Annotated in this window: 18 protein-coding genes; 8 read left to right on the top strand and 10 right to left on the bottom strand. The window is 69.1% G+C overall.

The annotated features are described in order from the left end of the window. Positions 1-24: 24 nt before the first annotated feature. Positions 25-843, top strand: coding sequence for an Fpg/Nei family DNA glycosylase (locus tag D7V88_RS16355; protein ID WP_120541573.1), 819 nt, complete (start codon positions 25-27; stop codon positions 841-843). 132 nt (positions 844-975) lie between these two features. Then, on the top strand, positions 976-2619 hold the full coding sequence (locus tag D7V88_RS16360) for an AMP-binding protein (protein ID WP_120541574.1): 1644 nt from the start codon (positions 976-978) through the stop codon (positions 2617-2619). Here D7V88_RS16360 and D7V88_RS16365 read toward each other — a convergent pair. The 3 genes from D7V88_RS16365 to D7V88_RS16375 all read right to left on the bottom strand — a co-directional run bounded on the left by D7V88_RS16365 (position 2606) and on the right by D7V88_RS16375 (position 6187). After that, positions 2606-3133 (bottom strand): TfoX/Sxy family protein, encoded by a 528-nt coding sequence (locus tag D7V88_RS16365; protein WP_120541575.1) that lies wholly within the window; start codon positions 3131-3133, stop codon positions 2606-2608. The two genes, D7V88_RS16360 and D7V88_RS16365, sit on opposite strands and share 14 nt — an antisense overlap. 9 nt (positions 3134-3142) lie before the next feature. Further along, entirely contained in the window at positions 3143-5143 is a 2001-nt protein-coding gene (locus tag D7V88_RS16370; RefSeq protein WP_120541576.1) for a sensor histidine kinase, read from the bottom strand. Positions 5144-5281: 138 nt separating this feature from the next. Continuing rightward, complete coding sequence (locus tag D7V88_RS16375) at positions 5282-6187, bottom strand: LysR family transcriptional regulator (RefSeq protein ID WP_120541577.1); 906 nt, start codon at positions 6185-6187, stop codon at positions 5282-5284. Positions 6188-6257: 70 nt separating this feature from the next. Between D7V88_RS16375 and D7V88_RS16380 the strand changes: the two genes are divergently transcribed. Next, positions 6258-7631: an MFS transporter gene (locus D7V88_RS16380; RefSeq protein WP_120541578.1), complete on the top strand. Its 1374-nt coding sequence runs from the start codon at positions 6258-6260 to the stop codon at positions 7629-7631. Positions 7632-7633: 2 nt separating this feature from the next. On the opposite strand, the gene D7V88_RS16385 is transcribed toward D7V88_RS16380, so the two are convergent. From D7V88_RS16385 to D7V88_RS16405, 5 genes are all read right to left on the bottom strand, one after another. Beyond that, on the bottom strand, positions 7634-8203 hold the full coding sequence (locus D7V88_RS16385) for an imm11 family protein (protein ID WP_120541579.1): 570 nt from the start codon (positions 8201-8203) through the stop codon (positions 7634-7636). A gap of 12 nt (positions 8204-8215) precedes the next feature. Beyond that, on the bottom strand, positions 8216-9550 hold the full coding sequence (locus tag D7V88_RS16390; RefSeq protein WP_120541580.1) for an AHH domain-containing protein: 1335 nt from the start codon (positions 9548-9550) through the stop codon (positions 8216-8218). 10 nt (positions 9551-9560) lie between these two features. Further along, positions 9561-11783 carry a S9 family peptidase gene (locus D7V88_RS16395; protein ID WP_120541581.1) on the bottom strand — a complete coding sequence of 741 codons (2223 nt, stop codon included), beginning with the start codon at positions 11781-11783 and terminating at the stop codon, positions 9561-9563. Between the two features lie 33 nt (positions 11784-11816). Continuing rightward, positions 11817-13208, bottom strand: a complete 1392-nt coding sequence (locus D7V88_RS16400) for an aminotransferase-like domain-containing protein (RefSeq protein WP_158625087.1) — start codon at positions 13206-13208, stop codon at positions 11817-11819. A 155-nt stretch (positions 13209-13363) separates the two neighbouring features. After that, the gene (locus D7V88_RS16405; protein ID WP_120541583.1) at positions 13364-14689 is read right to left on the bottom strand and encodes a putative sensor domain DACNV-containing protein; all 1326 of its coding nucleotides are present in this window, start codon (positions 14687-14689) and stop codon (positions 13364-13366) included. Between the two features lie 216 nt (positions 14690-14905). Here D7V88_RS16405 and D7V88_RS16410 point away from each other — a divergent pair, with 216 nt between their 5' ends. Continuing rightward, on the top strand, positions 14906-16291 hold the full coding sequence (locus D7V88_RS16410) for an amidohydrolase family protein (RefSeq protein WP_120541584.1): 1386 nt from the start codon (positions 14906-14908) through the stop codon (positions 16289-16291). A gap of 6 nt (positions 16292-16297) precedes the next feature. Here D7V88_RS16410 and D7V88_RS16415 read toward each other — a convergent pair whose 3' ends face one another. Next, entirely contained in the window at positions 16298-16600 is a 303-nt protein-coding gene (locus D7V88_RS16415) for a hypothetical protein (RefSeq protein ID WP_120541585.1), read from the bottom strand. A gap of 190 nt (positions 16601-16790) precedes the next feature. On the opposite strand from D7V88_RS16415, the gene D7V88_RS16420 reads away from it, so the two are divergent. From D7V88_RS16420 to D7V88_RS16430, 3 genes are all read left to right on the top strand, one after another. Then, positions 16791-17267 (top strand): YqaA family protein, encoded by a 477-nt coding sequence (locus tag D7V88_RS16420; RefSeq protein WP_372241088.1) that lies wholly within the window; start codon positions 16791-16793, stop codon positions 17265-17267. Positions 17268-17439: 172 nt separating this feature from the next. Further along, positions 17440-19155, top strand: coding sequence for a lamin tail domain-containing protein (locus D7V88_RS16425; RefSeq protein ID WP_120541586.1), 1716 nt, complete (start codon positions 17440-17442; stop codon positions 19153-19155). 191 nt (positions 19156-19346) lie between these two features. Beyond that, on the top strand, positions 19347-19967 hold the full coding sequence (locus tag D7V88_RS16430) for a glutathione S-transferase family protein (protein WP_120541587.1): 621 nt from the start codon (positions 19347-19349) through the stop codon (positions 19965-19967). Positions 19968-20076: 109 nt separating this feature from the next. Here D7V88_RS16430 and D7V88_RS16435 read toward each other — a convergent pair whose 3' ends face one another. Further along, entirely contained in the window at positions 20077-20457 is a 381-nt protein-coding gene (locus tag D7V88_RS16435) for a DUSAM domain-containing protein (RefSeq protein WP_120541595.1), read from the bottom strand. Between the two features lie 561 nt (positions 20458-21018). On the opposite strand from D7V88_RS16435, the gene D7V88_RS45175 reads away from it, so the two are divergent. After that, the gene (locus D7V88_RS45175; protein ID WP_279636040.1) at positions 21019-21147 is read left to right on the top strand and encodes a hypothetical protein; all 129 of its coding nucleotides are present in this window, start codon (positions 21019-21021) and stop codon (positions 21145-21147) included. Positions 21148-21175 lie beyond the last annotated feature (28 nt).

The raw sequence follows: 21175 nt of genomic DNA on the forward strand, positions 1-21175 counted from the left end.
GGGAGGCTGGGATTACCCAGGGGGATGCCTGAAGGTCACAGCATCCACCGGGTTGCCCGGGTGCATCGCCGCTGGCTGGTGGGGCGCCGCTTCACGGCCGACTCGCCACAGGGGCGTCCGGAGGTGGCCCGCGTGCTGTCGGGCCGGACGCTGCTGGGCGTGGATGCGCATGGAAAGCACCTGTTCCATACGTTCGAAGGGGACGTGCGGCTGCACCTGCACCTGGGCCTCTTTGGACGCATCCGTCACTTCCGGAGCGAAGCCCCGGTGCCTTCCCCGGCGTGCCGGCTGCGGCTCGCTTCGACCGCGGCGACGCTGCACCTGTCGGGGCCCTCCGCGTGTGAGTTGCTGGCGCCGGAAGCGGAGGCCGTGTTGCGTGCGCGGCTGGGCGAGGATCCGCTGCGCGCGGACGCTTCGCCGGACCGGGCCTATGCGCGGCTGACGCAGGGGCGCATGCCGCTGGCGCAGGCGCTGTTGGATCAGGGACGCATCGCGGGCGTGGGCAACATCGTCCGGGCGGAGGCGTTGTTCCTCACCGGGTTGCCGCCGCTCCTGCCCGCGTGCGAGCTGGCGCGGGATGCGTTCGAGACCTTGTGGGCCGCGATGCGGGCGCTGCTGGAGGACGGGGCACGCGATGGGCTCATCGTCACACCCGGCGCTCCGCCCCTGCCATCGCCGGGGCGCAAGCGCGCGGAGCGCTTCTGCGTGTACGGCCGCACGGGGCTGCCGTGTCCGCGCTGCGGCGCGAAGGTGAAGGGACAGTTGCTGGCGGCGCGCACGATCTACTCCTGCGCCGCGTGCCAGGGCGTGGACCACGTCCGGAGGCCGCGCCGGGCCCGATAGCGTGACGTCAGTCGCACTTCCTGGCGTGGACGAGCCACATGCCCGCGCCCGGTGAGGTCGAGCGGACAACCGGGGGGCCACACCCCATGCTGGCGCTTGCCGTGCGGGGGCCGCCGTGGGGACGATGGAGGCATGACCCCCTCCCTGTCCTATGCCCACGGCACCAGCACCACCCCGCTGCTGGGAGAAACCATCGGCCAGAACCTGCGCCGCACCGTGGAACGGTATGGCGACCGCGAGGCCCTGGTGGTGGCGTCGCAGGACTACCGCGTCACGTGGCGCCAGTTCTGGGATGCGACGACGGAGGTGGCGCGGGGGCTCCTGGCGCTCGGCGTCCAGAAGGGGGACCGGGTGGGGCTGTGGTCGCCCAACCGCTTCGAGTGGACGGTGGCGCAGTACGCGCTGGCCCGCACGGGCGCCATCCTCGTCAACCTGAACCCCGCGTACCGCACGTCGGAATTGGAGTACGCGCTCAACCAGGCCGGCGTCAGCGTGCTGCTCCTGGCGAAGGGGTTCCGGCAGACGGACTACACGGCGATGCTCGCGGAGGTGCGGCCCCGATGCGCCGGCTTGCGCGAAGCGCTGGTGCTGGACTCGGACTGGGACCGGCTGGTGAAGGGCGGCGCGGCGGTGAGCGTGGAGGCGTTGGCGGAGCGCGAGGCGTCGCTCCAGTTCGACGACCCCATCAACATCCAATACACGTCCGGCACCACGGGCTTCCCGAAGGGCGCGACGCTGTCGCATCACAACGTGCTCAACAACGGGTTCTTCGTGGGCGAGGTGCTGCGCTACGGCCCGGAGGATCGCGTGTGCATCCCGGTGCCCTTCTACCATTGCTTCGGCATGGTGATGGGCAACCTGGCCTGCACGTCCCATGGCGCGACCATGGTGATTCCGGGCGAGGCGTTTGATCCGCTGGCGGTGCTCCAGACGGTGCAGGCGGAGCGCTGCACGTCGCTCTACGGCGTGCCCACGATGTTCATCGCGGAGCTGGACCACCCGCGCTTCGGCGAGTTCGATCTGAAGTCGCTGCGCACCGGCATCATGGCGGGCTCACCGTGTCCGGTGGAGGTGATGAAGCAGGTGCAGTCGCGGATGCACATGCGGGAGGTCACCATCTGTTACGGCATGACGGAGACGTCGCCCGTGTCCACGCAGAACCTGCTGGATGACGCCCTGGACAAGCGCGTGTCCACGGTGGGCCGCGTGCACCCGCACCTGGAGGTGAAGGTGGTGGACCCGGAGACCGGGGCGGTGGTTGCGCTGGGGCAGCCCGGGGAGCTGTGCACGCGGGGCTACAGCGTGATGCTCGGGTACTGGGAGAACGCGGTGGCCACGGCGGCGGCGGTGGACCGGGCTGGGTGGATGCACACCGGCGACCTGGCGACGATGGACGCGGAGGGCTACGTCAAGATTGTCGGCCGCATCAAGGACATGATCATCCGGGGCGGGGAGAACGTGTATCCGCGCGAAGTGGAGGAGTTCCTCCACACGCACCCGGACATCAGCGAGGCGCAGGTCATCGGCGTGCCCAGCGTGAAGTACGGCGAGGAGGTGATGGCGTGGGTGCGGCTGAAGTCCGGTGCCACGCTCACCGCGGAGACGCTGGCGGCCTACTGCACCGGCCGCATCTCCACCTTCAAGATTCCCCGCCACTGGAAGTTCGTGGACAGCTTCCCCATGACGGTGACGGGCAAGGTGCAGAAGTTCCGCATGCGGGAAGTCTCCGTCGCCGAGCTGGGGCTGGGCGACGTGGCCACCATCAAGACGGCCTGACGCGCGGTTTCGCCTTCGCCTTCGCGGGGGCCTTCTTCGCGGCGGGCTTCTTCGCAGCGGGCTTCTTCGTCGCGGACGGCTTCGCGGGAGCCTTCTTCGCGGCGGGCTTCTTTGTCGCGGAAGGCTTCGCGGCGGGCTCCTTCGCAGGAGCCTTCTTCGCTGCGGGCTTCTTCGCGGGCTTCTTCTGCGCGGAGCGGTTCGCGGCGTCCACGGCGCGGCGGGCCCAGGGCAGCAGCATGCGGCCGTTGTCCTCCGCGTCCGCCGGAGGGGTGAAGTAGTTCATCTGGTGGGACGTGCCCTTGCTCTCGTAGATGAAGGGCCGGCAGCCCTCGGCCTCGAAGGCGGGGCGGGTGACGTCATCCACCTTGAGGTAGAGCTGGCCCTGGATGATGAGGCCGAACATCCGGCCCGCGAAGGACAGCCCCCAGCCTCCGAACATGTAGCGGGCCTGCACCGGGCCGAGTGGCTCCAGCAGCTCCAACGTGTACTCCACGAGGCTGTCCGGTCGGGGCATGGGTATCTCCTAGGCGCTGTGCAGTTCGAAGCTGAAGGTGGAGCCCTGGCCGGGCTCGCTTTCGACGGTGATGGTTCCGCCGTGTGCCTGGATGAGCTGCTTCGCGATGTAGAGGCCGAGCCCCAGGCCGCTGGCCTCGCTCGAGGACGTCGCGCGCTCGAACCGGACGAAGATGCGTTCCTGATGTTCCCTGGGGATTCCCGGGCCTTCATCCCGCAGGCTCACCTTCGCCCTGCGCCCCAACCGCTCCACCTTCGCGCGCACCGGCCTTCCGGGCGCGTACTTGATGGCGTTGATGATGAAGTTCGTCAGCACCTGTTCGATGCGCAGGGTGTCGAGCGGCGCGATGACAGCGTCCTCGATGTCCGTCTCCAACTGGCATCCGGCCGCTTCGAACTGGGGCGCGAAGCGCTCCAGCACATCCTCCACCAGCGCGGAGAGGTTCGTCTCCTCGGGGAGCACCGTCAGCTTCCCGGAGCTGATGCGGGACACGTCGAGCATGTCGTTGACCAGGCGCGCCAGCCGCTCCACCTGGAGGAGCGTGGTGTCGAGCAGCTTCTCGAACCGCGTGGGAGAAAACGCGGGGAGGCCCTGCTTCGCGAAGACCCGCCGGCTCATCTGCGTCTGCAGCTTGAGCGTCGTCAGGGGCGTGTTGAGCTCATGGGAGGCGACCCCCAGGAACGTGTCCCGCGAAACGATGGCCGCGCGGAGGTTCTCCGCGAGTTGTTCAATCTCCCGCTGCGCGTTGACCTGGTCGGTCACCTCGTAGATGACCGCCAGGATGCCGTCGATCTTCCCGGCCGGGTCGCGCTTCGCCTGGTAGGTGAAGTTGACGAACATCTCCCGTTCCAACCCGTCGGCCTGGATGATGGACGCGCGATGCTTCGCGCCGTGGAAGCTGTTGCCCGTCTGGTAGACGCCGTCGAGGATCTCGTGGAAGCCCTGGCCCTCCAGCTCGGGCAGCGCCTCCCGGACGGACCGGTTCAAGAGGTGCGTGGCTGGGCGGCCGCTGAACAACATGTCCATGAACGGGGCATTGACGAAGGTGTAGACGTGGCGCGGACCACTGAGGAGCGCGATTCCCAGGGGGGCCTGCGTCAGGAAGCTCAGGAGCTCCTGCCGCGCCCTGCGTCCCTCTTCCTCCGCCCGTTTCCGGTCGCTGATGTCGAGCGACGTTCCGATGAAGCGGGTGGCCTTTCCGGCCGCGTCGAAGGAGACCTGTCCACGCGCCTCGACCCAGCGGGGGGCGCCGCCCGTGGCGTCCAACACCCGGTGCTCCATCAGGTAGCGGCCGTAGGTCTCACCGGCGAGCGCGGAGGTGATGGCGCCGTGCAGGCGTTCCCGGTCGTCGGGATGAACGCGCTCCATCGTCTGCTGGAGGCTGAATCCGGACGGGTCCGGCAGTCCGAAGAGCGCGGCCATCCGCGCATCCGCCTTCATCTGTCCGGAGGCGGTGTCCAACTCCCAGGTGCCCGCGCCCGAAGCCTCCACGACCCGGCGGAGGTGCTCCTCGCTCTGACGCAGGGCCCTCTCGCTGACGACGCGCGCGGTGGTTTCGGTGCAGACCACCAGCGTGCCGCCAATCGCCCCGGCGTCGTCGAACACGGGCGAGTAGCCGTAGGTCCAGTAGACCTCCTCGATGGCGCCGTTGCGGAAGATGGGAACGAGCTGGTCTTCATTCCAGCTCGCCTTGCCCTCGCGCATCACATCGTCGATCTGCGGACCGATGATGGGCCAGATCTCCGGCCAGCACTCGCGGCCGTACTGCCCCAGCGCCGCCGGATGCTTGCCCCTGCCGAAGCTGGGCACGTAGGCGTCATTGTAGAACTGGATGAGCTGTGGGCCCCACCAGAGGAACATCGGGTGGCGTGAGTGAAGCATCGTCCGGACGAGTGTCCGCAGCGAGATGGGCCAGCCGTCCACGGGACCCAGTGGCGTGGCGGCCCAGTCCTTCGCGCGCATCCGCGAGGCCATCTCACCGGAGCCCTTGAACAAGTCGTCCGCCGTCACGCTGTCCTGCTCCTGGGGCCACCGACGCGGCGGAGTTCTAGGAGATCGCCCTCCGCCAGGGAAGCAATCCCAGGGACAGGGCGCGTACGGGCAGCCGGCCTGTTCACCCCTTGCCTACTCGTCAGCCCGGACCCGGGGCTAGCGGGGCGTCGGACGGAAGCGCTGTTTCACGTGCTCGGCGATGGCGTCCTTGAGGGCTCGCGCGGCGGCGGTGAGGTAGCCCTGTCCCCGGTGCACGAGCGCCACCTGCCGGCGGGGGCTGCCCCGCGTGAGGGGCACCACGTCGAAGCCGTGGGCCGGGGCGTCCGTCGCCATGAGCTGGGGCACCACCGCCACGCCCAGGCCGCGCTCCACCATGCGGCCCAGGGCCTCCGCGGTGTCCGTCTCCAGCGCCACCTTTGGCGTCACGCCGCGCGCCTCGCAGGCCGCCTCCACCGCGCGAGCGCCCACCATGCCGGGGATGCGCACCCACGTCTCGTCGGTCAACTCCTGGAGGGCCACGGGCCGTCCCAGCCGCGTCAGCCGGTGGCCTCGGGGCACGGCGAGCACCAGCGGTTCGTCCCACAGCAACTGGGTCACCAGGTCCACGCGGCGCACGGGCAGCGACAGGATGGCCAGGTCCAGGGTGCCCCGGGCCACGCCCTCCTCCAGCACCGGGGCGTGGTCCTGGCTCAGGCGGGGCCGCACCTCCGGGTGGCTGCGCGTGAAGGCCGCCATCAGGTCCGGGAGCAGGTAGGCGCCCACGGTGGGCAGGGTGCCCAGCACCACGGGGCCGCGAGGCGTCCCGGACAGTCGCTCCAGCTCCGCGCGGCCCGCGGCCAGGGCCTCCAGGGCACGCGTGGCATGGGGCAGGAAGCGCTCCCCGGCGTCGGTGAGGACGGCGCCGGAAGGGGTGCGCACCAGGAGGCGGGTTCCCACCTCCGCCTCCAGTGACTGGAGCTGCCGGGACAGGCCGGACTGGGAGAGGCCCAGGCCTCGCGCGGCGGTGGAGACGCGGCCCTCGCGTGCGACGTGCAGGAAGGCGCGGAGCTGTTCGGAGGTCATGCGGTTTTCGCAAGGACTCTATGCCGAAGATGCGGTTTCCGCATGACGCCTGTCCGCATATGGAAGGGGAATGGATGGAAGCGGCGTGGCGGTGGACGCGGGCAGCCGGATGCAACCGGGCGGGGCGCGGCGGGTGGCCACGGGGGCGGTGTTGCTGGCGCTGGTGGTGAGTGCCTTCGAGGGCACGGTGGTGACGAGCGCCATGCCCACCATCACGCGGGAGCTGGGGGGAGATTCGCTCTATTCGTGGGTGTTCTCCGCGTTCCTGTTTGCTTCGACGGTGGGTGTGTTGGTGAGTGGCAAGCTGGCGGACCGGTTGGGCCGCAAGCCGGTGTTCTTCGCGGGGATGGGGTTGTTCCTGCTGGGCTCGGCGCTGTGTGGCCTTGCGACGTCGGTGCCGGCGCTGGTGGGCTTCCGGGTGATGCAGGGGCTGGGAGCGGGGGCGTTGCAGCCCACGACGCTGACCATCAGCGCGGACCTCTACACGCTGCGGGAGCGGGCCGCCATCCAGGGCATGTTCACCGGAGCGTGGGGCGCGGCGAACGCGTTGGGCCCGCTGATTGGGGGCTGGCTGGTGATGCACGCCTCGTGGCGGTGGGTGTTCCTGGTGAACCTGCCGGTGGGGGTGTTGTCCGCGGTGTTGTTGCACCTGTCGTATCGGGATCCGCCCCGGCGGGACTCGGTGACGTTGGAGCGGTGGGGCCCATTGCTCGCGGGCGGCACGGTGGCGTTGTTGCTCTTCGCGTTGGAGCCGGGCGCGGCCCAGGCGCGAGGGGTGTGCGCGCTGGGTGCGGTGGCGATGGCGGCGCTGTTCGTGTGGCAGCAGCGCCGGTCGCCCGCGCCGGTGTTGCCGGTGGAGCTGGTGAAGGACCGGACGGTGCTCACTGGCATCGCGGGAGGCCTGTTCGCGGGGGCGCTGCTGTACACGATGTCGGCGTGGGTGCCGCTGTGGATGACGGAGCAGGGTGGACACTCGCCGATCGGGGCGGGGCTCGCGCTGGTACCGATGCTGTTGGGCTGGTCGGTGGGGTCCACCGTGGGCGTGAAGGTGCTGGTGCGGGGCGGCATGCGCGCGAGCGTGGGATTGGGTTTCGCGCTGGCGGCGACGGGGGCGGGGCTGTTGTCGGTGGCGGCGCTGCGAGGGTGGGGGATTCCGGCCACGTTCGCGGCGCTGGCGCTGGTGGGCATGGGCGTGGGGCCGGCGGCGAGCAGTTCGCTGCTGGGGCCGCAGTCGAGGGCGCCGTGGCAGTACCGGGGCATCGTGACGAGCACGCTGTATTCGATGCGGCTGTTGGGTGGGTCGCTGGCGGTGGCGGCGCTGTCGCTGGCGCGAGGGCACTTCGCCACGCAGTTCGCCATCGCCGCGGGGCTCACGGCCATCGCCGCGCTGGGCATGGCGCTGGCGGCGCCGGGGCTGGAAGGCAACGTTCCGCGCGAGGGGTAGGGCTACACCTCGGTGAAGTGCATGCCGGTGGCGCCGGTGCGCTCCAGGGCGTCCTTGAGGTCCTCGGAGACGATGAGGGCGATGGACCAGCCCCATGTGCGGAAGACCTTGGCTGTGCCCACTTTCGACGGGTCGATGCGCATGCCGTACACGGAGCGATACTCGCCAATCCGTTCTGGCTGACCGTGTCTGGCTTCCCAGAAGCGGATCTCCTCGGAGGCCTTCTCGTTGATGCAGCGGATGAGTTTGGTGGCCACGAGCAGGACGTACTGATCAGGCTGGCCCTGGACGTCGACCGAGAAGAGTTGCACGTCGTTGGCCGCGCGCTCCGCGAGCACGGTCGCGATCTTGACGTGGACGATGGGCGTCATGCCCACGCCCGCGAGGGAGAAGTCCTGGGGCCTTCCAGGTTCCATGAGGGGAATGCGGAGGCGGCCGGGTACCGGAACGGGTTTCCCGTCCCCAAACATCCAGGGATTGTCGACTTCCACCGAGTTCGAATCGACGGGGTCGTCCAGGTACCAGTTTTCTTCCTGAACATTCGACCTGAGCTCAAAGTACCGAGCAGCCATGATGGTTGAACCCTAACGTCCCTTACGCGTGGTCAGTAGACGGTTGAGGATCGTGCCCGAAGCATTTGCTTCCTCGGCAAGATCCTGGAGTGCACCCGTCAGTGCATCGCGGCATTGCACCACGGTTCGGCAGTTTCTTGTGGCGTAGCTCAGCCGGCTCATCACGTACTCATGATACGCGCGCGGGTGTGGGCCTCGGTGACCTTTGACTTCAACAATGTTCTCCGGATCATCCAAATCCATCCCAGCCTTCTTGAAGAGTTTCCGGAAGAGCGGCGTCCACGGCCCACCGCGCGTGGAGGACTTCTCATTGCGGATGGTGGCCAGGTGATGGCGCTGCGTCCCTCTGGGCCGTGAGGACATCGCGACCGCGTTGGGCGCGAGGGCGATGGTGAAGCCCTCGGCGGTCATCGCCACCGAGCGCACACCGCCGATGGCGACGTACTGGAAGCCCGCCTGGGTCTCTACCACGAGCGCGGCCGGAGCGGAGCCGGGCAGCCCCTGTGCCTTCGTCGCGAGCCCCACGGTGTTTCCTACGGCCGCGGTCGCCAGCATCACGAAGACGCGCGCCGCGTTCTCTCCCAGCACCTCCCCGTACGCCTCGCCCGCGTCGCGTACCTGCACGAACGTGGTGGCTGCGTCCACGTGGCGCACGAGGGAAATCCATCCGTTGAGGATGCTCCACACCGTGTCCACGCCCAGGTACGCAATCGCCGTGGCGGTCATCAGGGCGGCGAGCCCCTTGGACAGGGGCTCCGGCAGTGCCCAGAGCAGCAGGTACATCGTCACGGTGGAGGTCATCGTGGCCAGCACGGCCTGTGGATGGGCGATGTCCTTCAAGGCCTCGGCGGTCTCTTGCCACACGGAGTCCATGGCCACAGCCATCGCCAGCGCATAGCGGCCGTCGCTTCCCAGCAGCGGCCCTTCCTCCAGCAGGCGCAGGCAGTCGCCCGCCTGTCTCCGGTTCTCGCACCAGCGCTTGTAGCCGCGCGTCAGGTCGTCGGAAGCGTCGAGCAGGTGCAGGTCGCGCGTCTCCTCCTCGCCCAGGGGAACAATCCGCCGGGTCCGCTCCTGGAAGCCATACATGCCGCTGCGCTCCGGCAGGCCGAACAACTCGCGAGCGGCCCGCATGGGATGGGCGGACGGCCGCACGTCCTGGGCGAGCGTCTTCACGGCCTGCTTGAACTCAGCTTCGCCCAGCCGGGTCGCGGAGAGGGAGGCACCTTCCTCCTCGCGAGGCGTGACGGCGACCTTCGCTCCGTCGTCCGTCTCCAACCTCACGGTTCGCGTCGTCGCACAGCCCGACACGAGCAGTCCCAGCAGCAGTGCCCAGCCCAGCCGTGTCATGCTGAAACCCTCATCGCGGCGCGCCCAGCTCCCGGAGGAAGAACCGACGCACGTCGTCCAGGTAGTACCGGCCCGCGGGCCCGGAGGGATTGTGTCCCTCTCCTGGCATGAGCAACAGGTCGAAGTGCTTGTTCGCCTGCACCAGTGCCTGGGCCATCCGCATCGTCGTGGACAGCGTCGCGTTCACGTCGCTCGTGCCGTGCATCATCTTGAGCGTCCCCTGGAGCTTGCCCGCCAGTGCTTCATTGGAGCCCGCCGCGTAGCCTGCTGGATTCGCCGTGAGCAATCCCATGTTCGGCTCGTTGATGATGGCCTCCTCCGTCAGCGCCCCCGGTGCCCCCGCATAGCCTGCCTTGAAGAACTCCGGCGCGGTCAGCATCCCTCGCAGCGCGAAGTATCCGCCCCAGGAGTGGCCATAGATGCCCACCCGCTCCAGGTCCATGTATGGGCGACTCGCGCCCGCCTGCTTCAGGGCAGCGACGTGGTCCGGAATCTCCGTCTGGCCCACGCGCCCGTAGTTCACATCCTGGAAGGCCTTGCTCCGCCCCGGCGTGCCGCGTGCGTCCAACACCATGGCGATGAAACCCAACTGTGACAGCGAGTGGGCGATGCGGCTCTCCCCGCCGCCCACGTACCCCCAGGGCACCGCCGTGATGAACGGTCCCGCGTAGATGACGTCGATGACCGGGTATCGCTTCTTCGGGTCGAAGTCCCACGGCTTGTACAGCACGCCATACAGCGGCGTCGTTCCATCCGCTGCCTCCACCGTGAAGGCCTCCGGGGGCGTGTAGTGCAACGCCGCCAGCGCGCTCACGTCCGCCTTCGCGTAGCGGAACGACTGGCGTCCGTCCGTGGAGGCCACGTCCCAGGCCCTCGGCTGCTCCCGGGTGGAATGCCCATCCACGAAGTACCGCGTGGACGGTGACAACACGATCCGGTGCAATCCCGGCTCCGGAGACAGTCGCTTCAGGTCTCCACCCTTCAGCGCGGCCCGATACAACAGGCGGTCATACGGCGCGTCGCGTTCGGCGGAAGCCATCACGTAGAGGGCATCCCCCTTGGGCTCCACCCCCACCACCGCGTGCACCGGGAAGGGCCCCTGGGTGACCTGCCGCACCTGCTTCCCCGCCCAGTCATACAGATAGACATGGCGCCAGCCGTCCCGTTCCGACATCCAGAGGAAGTGCCGGTTGTCCGGCAGCGGCTTCACCTGTCGGGACCAGCCTTCCACCGCGAAGTCGAGCGCCCCCACGAAGCTCTCCGGCCGCTCCTCCCTCAGCACCCGGCGGCGCTTGCCCGTCGCCGGCTCCACCGCCACCAGGTCCAACCGCTTGCCATCCCGCGAGAGCTGGAGCACCAGGGCTTCGCTCCCATCCGGCCGCCAGCCCGCGAACCAGTCGTAGCCTTCCGTCTCCTCACGCGGCACGGGCGTCACCTGCCCCGTCTCCGCCGTGACGAAATGCAGCTCCGAGCGCATCAGCGGCGTGCCTGTCTTGGCATAGGGTGCCCACGTCACCTTCTCCTGCGCGGTGCCGTAGTCGACCAGGGGGATCTGATGCACGCCCCGCGTGTCCTCGCGCCAGACCGCCAGGAACCGGCCCTGGGGAGACCACGCGGATTCGGGCACGCGCCAGGCGTTGTCTTCCGTGCCGGTACGCTCCACCCGCGTCGTTCCCTTTGCGTCGAGCACTGCGAATCCCGCCTCCCGTTGCACCGCGATGGCTTTTCCGTCCGGAGACAGGGCATTGCCGGGGAGGAGTGAAAGCGCGACCGGATCCGTGGGTTCGAGCGCCACGACGCGGCGGTCGGACAGGCCCAGCGTGAACGCCCGGCCCTGCACGGAGAAGACAATCCCTCCCGCATCAGGGGTGAACGTGAAGGGCATGAAGCCAGACAGCGGGGCGGGCTTCCCCAGGAATCGCGCGAGCTGGGACCGCAGCGATTCGGGGGACAGCAGGGCCTGCTGGGTCTTCCGCCGTGCATCGACCAGGACCCAGGTGTCCCGATGCGGCTCGAGCACGGACCAGTACACGAACCGCTCGCCCTCGGGCAGCCACCGGGGCGGCGCCAGGGTGTCCCGGATGCGATTCGGCAACTGCAAGGCTGCGTCGGAGAAGTCGAGCCGCGCTTGCAGCGCGTCCTCGGCCGCCGTCGCACTCCCGGGGGCGAACAGACCCACGACCATCAGGAGCAGGGAAAGGCTGCGCGTCCGCGGGGGAAGGGAATGCGTCATGGGTCACTTCCGGAGATGGAAAGAGAAGGAATGTCAGCGCATGCGTCGCGGTGCCGGCGCCGTGACCGCCAGCAGTTCCGCCAGCGTCTTCAGGCCCTGCTCCAGCTCCGCCCGGGAGCTGGCCGCGCCCAATGACACCCGGAGGGCATTGGGCGCGTTGCCGGGCCGGGCCGCGAACAGGTGCGCGGGGCCCAGGAGCACGTCTCGCGCGGCGGCCTGCTCCACCAGCTCCGTGGCCCTCCGGTGCTCCGGAATGGGCATCCACAGGAAGTAGGCGGTGGCGTGCGCGATATACGGATGGCCCTTCAACACGGACGCAGCCAACGCCTGCCGGGCCGTGGCTTCGGACCTCCGTGCATCGCGAAGGGCTTCAGCCGTGCCGTCGGCAATCCAGCGCGATGCAAGCTCATGCATCAGCGGAGAGCCGGACCAGACCGTCGCCGCTGACGCCTGCTCCAACGCCACTCGGGCGTGCGCGGGTGCCCGGATGTAGCCGACGCGCAACGCGGGGAGGACCGCCTTGGACAGGCTCCCAATGTGATACGTCCGCTCGGGTGCAAGGGCGGCCAGGGGTGGTGGCGCCTTCGCGACGAGTGGCGCCAGGGCCCCGTTCTCGATGAGGGTGACGTCGAACTCGCGGCAGACCTCCAGGACGGCCTGCCTTCGCTTCAACGGCATGATCGCCGTGGTCGGATTGTGGTTCGTCGGCGTGCAGTAGAGCACCCGGGCCCGGCTCTTCCGGCAGGCTTCCGCGAGCGCCTCCGGGATGAGCCCGTCCGCGTCGAGCGCCACCGGGTGCGTGGGCAACCGGAGCCAGTCCGCCGCGGCGAGCGCTCCCGGATACGTGACGTCCTCCACCAGCACGCCCTCGGGTGTCGCCAGCAGGGACAGGAGCATCAGGGTGGCGTGCTGGGCCCCGCCGCACACGGTGACCTCTCCCTCGGAGGAGGGCACGCCCGCGAGCCCGAGCCAGCGCGCGCCCGCCGCCCGCTGCGACCCGGAGCCTCCGTGCGCCTGATATCCACTGAGCGCGGTCAGGTCCGCGCGCTCCCCCCATTGCTTGAGCGCGGCGGCGAGCGCGAGGTGTCCCAGGTCCCCCGGCACCACGGGCACCGCCGTGGGACCCAGGTCAATGCGTGTCCGGTCCAACTGGGGCGAATAGCGTTCTACCTCCGTGAGGTCGCGCACGAACGTCCCATTCCCCACCTGCGCGCGGATGAGCCCCCGCCGCTCTGCTTCGGCGTAGGCCCGGGTCACCGTCCCCAACGACGCCCCCACCGTGACCGCCAGCTCCCGGTGGGTCGGCAGCCGGTCCCCGGCCCGCAGCCGTCCGGCGCTGATGTCCGCGGCGAGGGCGTCGACGAGCGCCGCGTACAGGGGCCCGTCAGACCGTTTCAGGCGCGGCTTCCAGGGAGCAGAGGGCATGAAAATCCTTCCGGGCTTCGGCATCTCCGCCGAAGTCCAGCTGTCATGGGACGCTCAATGGATTGTACCATGACAATGTTCCGGATGGACCAGGACCCCCTCGGGGACCCTTGAAGTCGGCAGTGGCTGCCCCGGATGGCGGGCCGCGCGGGAACTCAGTCCTCCGTCAGGAGGAGGCTCCAGAGCAGCACCTTCTTCTTGCCGGGCGGCCGGTGCAGACAGCGGACCGGGCCGTCCTGGGACGCGACGAACACGATGGCGCCGGAGTGCTGGTTGGCGAAGACGGCCGCCGCCCGGTGGCGCGAGCCGTGCTGGCCGATGGGGTAGTGCGGCCCGGGCCGGCCCTGGAGCGTGCGCGCTTCGAACACCTGGGGCGGGCCGCTGCGCGGGATGGCGATCTGATACCCCGCGCAGACCACCTCCAGCTCCGGTCCCAGCACCAGCGCGTTGTCCACCGCGGTGAGCTGGCCAATGCTCTCCACCAGCGCCTGGAAGTCGCTCTCCGTCACCTTGTCGTCGTGTTCGGCGGCGGCCTTCTTCAACTCCGGATCCTCGGGAGGCTCCGCTTCCGACACCGTCCGCCCGGCCTCCGCGCGCCACGCGCCGTTGATGAGGTCCGCTCTCGCCTGGACGAAGCGCTGCAATCGCTCCCGCAGCAGCGAGCCCTGTCCCGGGGGCAGGCTGTACTTGCCTCGCGTGCGGAAGCGGTCCAGGTCGTGCTGCTTGGGCAGAAAGGCAATCAACCCGCCGTGGTGCAGGCCGCCCATCTTCCGGATGAGGCCGTGCACTGCGTTGGACACGTACCACTCGCGGTTGCCGCCCATCAGCGGCTGCACCTTGGGCAGCGACTCCACCAGCGTGGCGCAATGCTCCATCAGCGCCGAGCGCACCGCGCTGTCCTCATGGAAGAGCAGGTCGTGCAGCGCCACGCGCCGGCCCGGCGGCACCGGGGCGCCCTGCTCGTAGCGGAACACCTCGCGGCCCTGCGTGCTCACCACCAAGTGACCCGGTTCGGGCGCGTGGAGGATGAAGACGTCCTCTTCGCCTTCCGCGTGGAACTCCGTGTATTCCACCCGGCGCGCCAGCCCCTGGATGCGCAGCTTGCCTTCGCGCGGCCCCACCACCACCGCCGTGCGCGGCAGGTGCGCGGCGGGCGCCAGCTTCACCAGCGCCTCCACGCTGAAGTCGGTGATGCTCGACTTGGGCTCCAGGGGCAGCGTCTCCCAGGCCTGCCGGTGGCCCCTCACACCGCCGATGAAGACCGTCTCCCGCACGGCCTGGAGGCCCGGCAGGCCCTGCGCGTGGTAGGCGATGCGCACGCGCGTGGCCTCGCCTTCCTCCCGGCCCAGGCTCGCGAAGAACACCGTGTCCGCCAGGACGACCAGCAGGCGCAACGTCGTCTCCGCCACGGGCGTCTTGGCGAACTGACGCAGCCAACTGCGCAGGGCTTCTCCGGGGTATTGCAGGCCGGGTTCATCCATCGGGCGCGCAGCATACCCACGCCTTCAGGCTTCCCGGGGGAAGTCACGTGCCCGCCGCGGTGCGCCGTTGGTTTTCCGTCCTCGCGAGGCGGCGAGCCCGGCCTGTAGCACCGTTGGAGCGGTGGCTGGATGACCCCCGAACATCGAGCCGCTGAAAAGGTTGTCCGCGCAAAGGCCCGTTCCTTAGGGTCGGAGCGTCCCCCAGGAGAACCCGCCATGCGCCTCCGGATCCTGACCGCCGCCTTGCTTGCCTTCGCCATGCTGCCGTCCGCCAGCGCGGCGCCTCCACCCTCGCGCACCGTCGTCTTCCGGGGCGGGCGGGTACTGGACGGCTCGGGCGGCGCACCGCTGGAGAACGCCGCGGTGGTGGTACGCGATGGGCGCATCGTCTCCGTGGGGCCGGCCGACAAGGCGAAGGTTCCCAAGGGCGCGGAGGTCATCGACTTCGCGGGCAAGACGCTGCTGCCCGGTCTCATCTCCGACCACAGCCACGTGGGCCAGACGGTGGGCACCACCGTGGGCTCCCAGAACTACACGCGCGAGAACATCGAGCGGCAATTGCGCCAGTTCGCCGCGTATGGCGTCACCACCGTGACGGCGCTCGGGATGAACCGGCCGCTGTTCAACGAGGTCCGCAAGCAAGCGCACGCGGACACCTTCACCGGCGCGGACCTGTTCGGCGCGGGGCAGGGCATCGGTGTGCCAGAGGGCGGACCGCCCCAGGCGATGACGAACAACGCGCCGGATCAGCTCTTCCGCCCGGCGACGGCGGAGGAGGCCCGCGCCGCGGTGCGCACCCTGGCGAAGAACCGCGTGGACCTCGTGAAGGTCTGGGTGGACAGCTTCCTGGGCAAGGTTCCCAAGATGAAGCCTGACATCTACCAGGCCGTCATCGACGAGTCCCACAAGCAGGGCCTGCGCGTCGCCGCCCACATCCATGACCTGGAGGATGCTCGCGCCGTGGTGGCCGTGGGTGTGGACATCATCGCGCACGGCGTGAGGGACCAGCCCGTGGACGCGGCCTTCATCCAGGAGATGAAGAAGCGCGGTGTCTGGTACGTGCCCACGCTGGAACTGGACGAGGCCACCGTCGTCTACGCGGACCTACCCACGCTCGTGGACGACCCGCTGCTCGCCCCCGCGCTGTCGCCCGAGCTGCGCGCGCAGTTCCAGGACGCCGCGTGGCGCAAGAAGACCCTGGAAGACCCCAAGGCGGATGAGGCGCGCCATGCCCTCTCCACCAACCAGACGAACCTCAAGGCGCTGTACGACGCGGGCGTGAAGGTGGGCTTCGGCACCGACTCCGGCGCCACCCCGCTGCGCATCCCCGGCTATGCGGAGCACCGGGAGCTGAAGTTGATGGTCATCGCCGGCCTCACGCCGGTCCAGGCGCTCGCGGTCGCCACCGGGAACGCGGCGGACCTGCTGAAGCTCAAGGACCGCGGACGCATCGCTCCGGGCCGTCGCGCCGACCTGCTCCTCGTGGAGGGCGACCCGTCCACCGACATCACCGCCGTGGACCGCATCGCCTCCGTGTGGCGTCAGGGCCGACAGGTGGCGGGACCCCTCACCGGGACCGCACAGCCCGCGCCCCAGCCCTGACGCGGCCTACTCTTCGATGAATGCCTGGAGCGTGCCGAACCGCTCCAGGCCCTGATCCAACGCCGAGCGCACCGCGTGCAGCAGCGCGCCATCCGACATCCGCCGCACCAGGACGATGCGGGGCGACACAAAGGAAGGCGCGCCGCCCAGCCGCGCCTCCAGTGCCTCCAGCGTGTGCACGGTGAGGACGAAGCGGCGCCCGTCGCGCAGCCGCACCTCCACGTCCCGGGAACCCTCGAAGGGCAGGTCCTCCTCGTCGGCGATGAGCAGGGAGGCAATCCGCTCGTCCTCGGTGTCGATGGACCGCATGCTTGTCCGCTCCCGTGAAGGTCGTCGCATGCCCAGGAGGGTGGAGACCCCCACCCTGGCCTACAACCCGTTCCGTGCCGCTGCCCCCGGGGACGGACACCTCCTGGCCCCGGAGGGCAGGGCGGCGAGCACGGCCCGACACCGCGGACAAGACGGCCGGCCGGCCCAGGGTGTATGGCCCGCATCACCCATGCCCGTGCCCGAGCCGACCACGCTGTCCACCTGGGGCCTGCCCGGGATGTTCTTCGTCGCGATGCTGGCGGGCTCCGTGGTGCCGGTGCCCTCCGAGGCGATGCTCGCCGCGCTCATCTACAACGGCACGCCGCCCGTGACGGCCACAGTGGTGGCCACCGTGGGCAACGTACTGGGCGCCCTGACGCTCTACATCCTGGGGCAATGGGTGTCGCGCGGTGGCGGCGGACCCGTGGGTCGCTGGTTCGCGCGACGGCGTGAGAAGGAAGGCCCCCGCATGGCGCGCACCGAGGCGAAGCTGCGCACCTGGGGCGCCCCCGCGCTCCTCATGTCGTGGCTGCCCATCCTGGGCGACGCGTTCGTCCTCGCCGGCGGCTTCGTGGGCGTGCGCCCCGTGCCGTTCATCTTCTTCGTCACCCTGGGCAAGGGCATCCGCTACGCCTTCGTAGCGCTCTCCACCACCGCCGCCATGTAACATTGTGTAATAAAGCCTGGGGCTGTTGACAGGCCGTTCACGCAACGTTTCGGAGTTTGTGACGGATAAACGCGCAGGGCGTCGAGTACGCGGAATACTGCGTGCGCGGCGCTGCCGTGACGTCCCAGACCCCCTACGGCTCCTGGCCTTTCCGGGAGCAGGATGAAACATCGTGAGCCTGAAACAAGACCTCTTCCGGCGGCCTGCCGCCTCCTGGCGAACGTGGTCCTTCTCCCTGGTCTGCGCGGCTCTTGCCGCGTGCGGTGGGCCGGAGGCGTCGGAGGAGAGCGCGACGGAGCTGGCCACGCGTGAGGACGGGCTGGCCAATGTCCGCCTGCGCTTGATGGCGGCGAATACAAGCAGCGGCACCGGCCAGGACTACGACCCGGGACACGGCATCCGCATCTTCCAGGGCACCGACCCCGACGTCGTGATGATCCAGGAGTTCAACTACAAGACGGACTCCGCGGCGGACATCCGCAGCTTCGTGGATACGGCCTTCGGCACCGGCTTCTCGTACTACCGGGAGGCCGGGGCCCAGATTCCCAATGGCATCATCAGCCGCTACCCCATCATCGCGGCGGGTGAGTGGGACGACACGCAGGTGTCCAACCGCGACTTCGCGTGGGCGCGCATCGACATCCCGGGGCCCAAGGACCTGTGGGCGGTGAGCGTGCACCTGCTCACGACGGGCTCCAGCGTCCGCAACACGGAGGCGTCCAACCTGGTGAAGTTCATCAACGCCAACGTGCCCGCCAGCGACTACCTGGTGATTGGCGGTGACTTCAACACCGGCAGCCGCAGCGAGGCGACGTTCAGCACCTTCTCCAGCGTGGTGTCCACGGCGGCGCCGTACCCGGCGGACCGCAATGGCAACACCAACACCAACGCGGGCCGCAGCTCGCCCTATGACCACGTGCTGGTGGACAACGACCTGCGCGCCTACCAGACGGCCGTCGTCATCGGCACGAACTCCTTCGCCAGCGGGCTCGTCGCGGACACGCGCGTGTATTCGCCCATCTCCGGCATCTCTCCCGCGCTGGCGGCGGACAGCGGCGCGTCCGGCATGCAGCACATGGCCATCATCAAGGACTTCCTCATCCCGTCGGACAGCACGACCTCCAGCTCGGTGACGGTGCTGTCGCCCAATGGCGGTGAGAGCTGGACGGGCGGCTCCGCGCGCACCATCACCTGGACGTCGTCCGGCATCTCCAACGTGAAGGTGGAGTATTCGCTGAACGGCTCCACCTGGACGACGCTGACGACCAGCACGGGTGCTTCCTCCGGCAGCTTCGCGTGGACGGTGCCCGGCACCGCCAGCACCAACGCCTGGGTGCGGGTGAGCGACGCGAGCAATGCGTCCCTCAACGACCTGAACAACGGCGCCTTCGCCATCACCACGGGCGGCACGGGCGGTACCGGGCAGGTGTTCATCAATGAGGTGCTGCTGAACGAGGCGGGCTCGGATGTGAACGGGGAGTTCGTGGAGCTGGTGAACACCGGCACGGCGGCGGTGGACCTGAGCGGCTACACGCTGTCGGACAGCGCGAGCGTGCGTCACACCTTCCCGAGCGGCACCACGGTGGCGGCGGGCAAGGCGGTGGTGGTGTTCGGTGGCGCGGCGGGCATCCCGTCCGGCACGGTGGGCGCGGTGGCGGCGTCCACGGGCACGCTGGGCCTGTCGAACAGCGGTGACACGGTGACGCTGAAGAGCGCGTCCGGCACGGCGGTGGATACGGTCACCTTCGCGTCGGGGCTCGCGGGTACGGACGGCGTGTCCGCCAACCGCAGCCCGGATGCGACCTCCACCGCCAGCTTCGCGCTGCACACGGCCGTGTCGGGCACCAGCAGCTCGCCCGGCAAGCGCGCCAACGGTTCGGCGTACTAACAGGCTTCGGTGGGACCCGGGCCCGGAAGCGTCGCCTCCACGGGCGGCCTTTCGGGCCCGGTTTTTTTGGGCGGAGGCGGCCCGGGGCGGTCCGTTGATGAACACCCGCAGCGAGGAGCGCGACGGGGGAGGGATGACCTGGAAGAGTGGCGCTTCGTGCGTCCCGGGTGCGGACGCGAGGAGCCCGTTCCATGCTGAAGGTCCACCACCTCAATGAATCGCGCTCGCAGCGCATCCTCTGGCTCCTGGAGGAGCTGGGGCTCGACTACGAAATCATCCGGTATCAGCGCGACCCGAAGACGCGGCTGGCCCCGCCGGAGCTCAAGGCCATCCATCCGCTGGGCAAGTCGCCGGTGGTGGAGGACGACGGCCGCATGCTGGCGGAGTCAGGGGCCATCATCGAGACCCTCATCCGCCGCCACGGGAAGGGGCGCCTCGGGCCCGCGCCGGAGGACCAGGACGCCTACACGTACTGGCTCCACTTCGCGGAAGGCTCCGCGATGCTGCCCCTCATGCAGTTGCTCTACGTGAAGCGATTGGGAGAGGCGGGAGCCCCGCTGATGCCGCGCATCGAGTCCGAGCTGAAGAACCACCTGGGCTACATGGAAGGCGTGCTCCAGGGTCGCGAGTTCCTGGTGGGCAACGCGCTGACGGGCGCGGACCTCCAGAACAGCTTCGTGCTGGAGTCGGCGCGCGCGTTCCGCCTGCTCGGTGAGTATCCGAACCTGACGGCCTACCTGGACCGCCTGCACGCACGCCCCGCGTATCAGCGCGCCGTGGAGAAGGGCGGACCGTACGCGATGGGCCGTTGAAGGTGACGCGGGCAGGGGGCGTTCCAGGCCTCTGGGAGGACTCACTCACAGGGGCGAAGCAGGAGCCGCTACTGCCAACTCCGGACGGTGCGGGCCGGGGCGAGACGGGTCAGGTCTTGTCCGGGTCGTCTACTTGAGCCAGGTACGCGCGGAGTTGGTCGCGGTAGAGCGGAACAACCTCGACCGCCAACGCGTCCTCTAACACCTTGCGCGCCCCTGCCCTGTCGCCCCCGTCCTTCAGTTTGGCCGCCGCACTGAAGGCCCTGCCGAGCCGGTAGGAGCCATCACGGGTCCTGCGGTGGATCTCCCGGACGAGCGCAGTCGTGTCGGCGGGCGTGGCGAGTGATGGCTGTGCATCCGCCGCGCTGAGCCCCACCTGGGGCGCCATGCGTATCAGCAGGGCAGGCAGCTCCGCATCCTGCGGTAGCTCCTCACCTGCTGCCAGCGCACGCCCGAGGATGATCACCTTGTCCCAATCGTCTGGGTTCATGGCGCCACCGAGGGACCGCATCGGTGGAATGGCCATTGACGTTGCCCCTTGCACCACTCCATGCAGTCGCTGCAATTGCCACCCCAGCGCAAGGACTGGCATTGTTTGTATTGCTCGATGCAGTGCTCTCTCCAGCCCTCGTCGGGATCGTCGGCCTCCGCGCTGGTCGCTTTTGTCGCCTCTCGCACGCCCTGCATGAGCGTGGCTGCTTCGGCTGCGGTCATCCCGCACGCATCAGCGCTTCGGTACTTCTTCCAACAGCAAATGGTGCTCAGCTCACCAGGCCGGCAGGCGGCCTCGGTTTGCGCCAGGTACTCGTGCGTCGATCTGGGCCCCGACTCCCGCGGTGCGGTTGCGCAGCCGACGCCGAGCACCAAGCCCAACGCAAGCGCAACCCATTGAATCGAGCTATCCATGCTGAGGCGGATATCATTGAGTCATGCAAGGGGGCAAGCTCCCACAGCCAGCTTCGTCTGCTCTCTTGAGGATGGGAGTTTTTCTGCTCCTGCTCTGCATGGTGGAAATAATGGTGAACGGAAATGCGAGGAATTGAATCTGAGCGTGACAGATGAGGAGCTTGTCGAGGCGTTCGTACGGAACGCGGCAGCCCAGACGGAGGCGGTCTGGACGCGAGAGGCGAAGGCCGGCAATGAGCACGCGGGTCGCTACATCACTGCCTTCAAGAAGTGATGTGCCTCGGGGGACCCTGGGCGCGACG

The sequence above is a fragment of the Corallococcus terminator genome (assembly GCF_003611635.1).
GTDB classification, from domain to species: Bacteria; Myxococcota; Myxococcia; order Myxococcales; family Myxococcaceae; genus Corallococcus; species Corallococcus terminator.

Coding starts and splice junctions, on each gene's coding strand:
- D7V88_RS16355 (WP_120541573.1), top strand. CDS start 25: ATGCCTGAAGGTCACAGCATCCACCGGGTTGCCCGGGTGCATCGCCGC.
- D7V88_RS16360 (WP_120541574.1), top strand. CDS start 976: ATGACCCCCTCCCTGTCCTATGCCCACGGCACCAGCACCACCCCGCTG.
- D7V88_RS16365 (WP_120541575.1), bottom strand. CDS start 3,133: ATGCCCCGACCGGACAGCCTCGTGGAGTACACGTTGGAGCTGCTGGAG.
- D7V88_RS16375 (WP_120541577.1), bottom strand. CDS start 6,187: ATGACCTCCGAACAGCTCCGCGCCTTCCTGCACGTCGCACGCGAGGGC.
- D7V88_RS16380 (WP_120541578.1), top strand. CDS start 6,258: ATGGATGGAAGCGGCGTGGCGGTGGACGCGGGCAGCCGGATGCAACCG.
- D7V88_RS16385 (WP_120541579.1), bottom strand. CDS start 8,203: ATGGCTGCTCGGTACTTTGAGCTCAGGTCGAATGTTCAGGAAGAAAAC.
- D7V88_RS16390 (WP_120541580.1), bottom strand. CDS start 9,550: ATGACACGGCTGGGCTGGGCACTGCTGCTGGGACTGCTCGTGTCGGGC.
- D7V88_RS16395 (WP_120541581.1), bottom strand. CDS start 11,783: ATGACGCATTCCCTTCCCCCGCGGACGCGCAGCCTTTCCCTGCTCCTG.
- D7V88_RS16400 (WP_158625087.1), bottom strand. CDS start 13,208: ATGCCCTCTGCTCCCTGGAAGCCGCGCCTGAAACGGTCTGACGGGCCC.
- D7V88_RS16405 (WP_120541583.1), bottom strand. CDS start 14,689: ATGGATGAACCCGGCCTGCAATACCCCGGAGAAGCCCTGCGCAGTTGG.
- D7V88_RS16410 (WP_120541584.1), top strand. CDS start 14,906: ATGCGCCTCCGGATCCTGACCGCCGCCTTGCTTGCCTTCGCCATGCTG.
- D7V88_RS16415 (WP_120541585.1), bottom strand. CDS start 16,600: ATGCGGTCCATCGACACCGAGGACGAGCGGATTGCCTCCCTGCTCATC.
- D7V88_RS16420 (WP_372241088.1), top strand. CDS start 16,791: ATGCCCGTGCCCGAGCCGACCACGCTGTCCACCTGGGGCCTGCCCGGG.
- D7V88_RS16430 (WP_120541587.1), top strand. CDS start 19,347: ATGCTGAAGGTCCACCACCTCAATGAATCGCGCTCGCAGCGCATCCTC.
- D7V88_RS16435 (WP_120541595.1), bottom strand. CDS start 20,457: ATGAACCCAGACGATTGGGACAAGGTGATCATCCTCGGGCGTGCGCTG.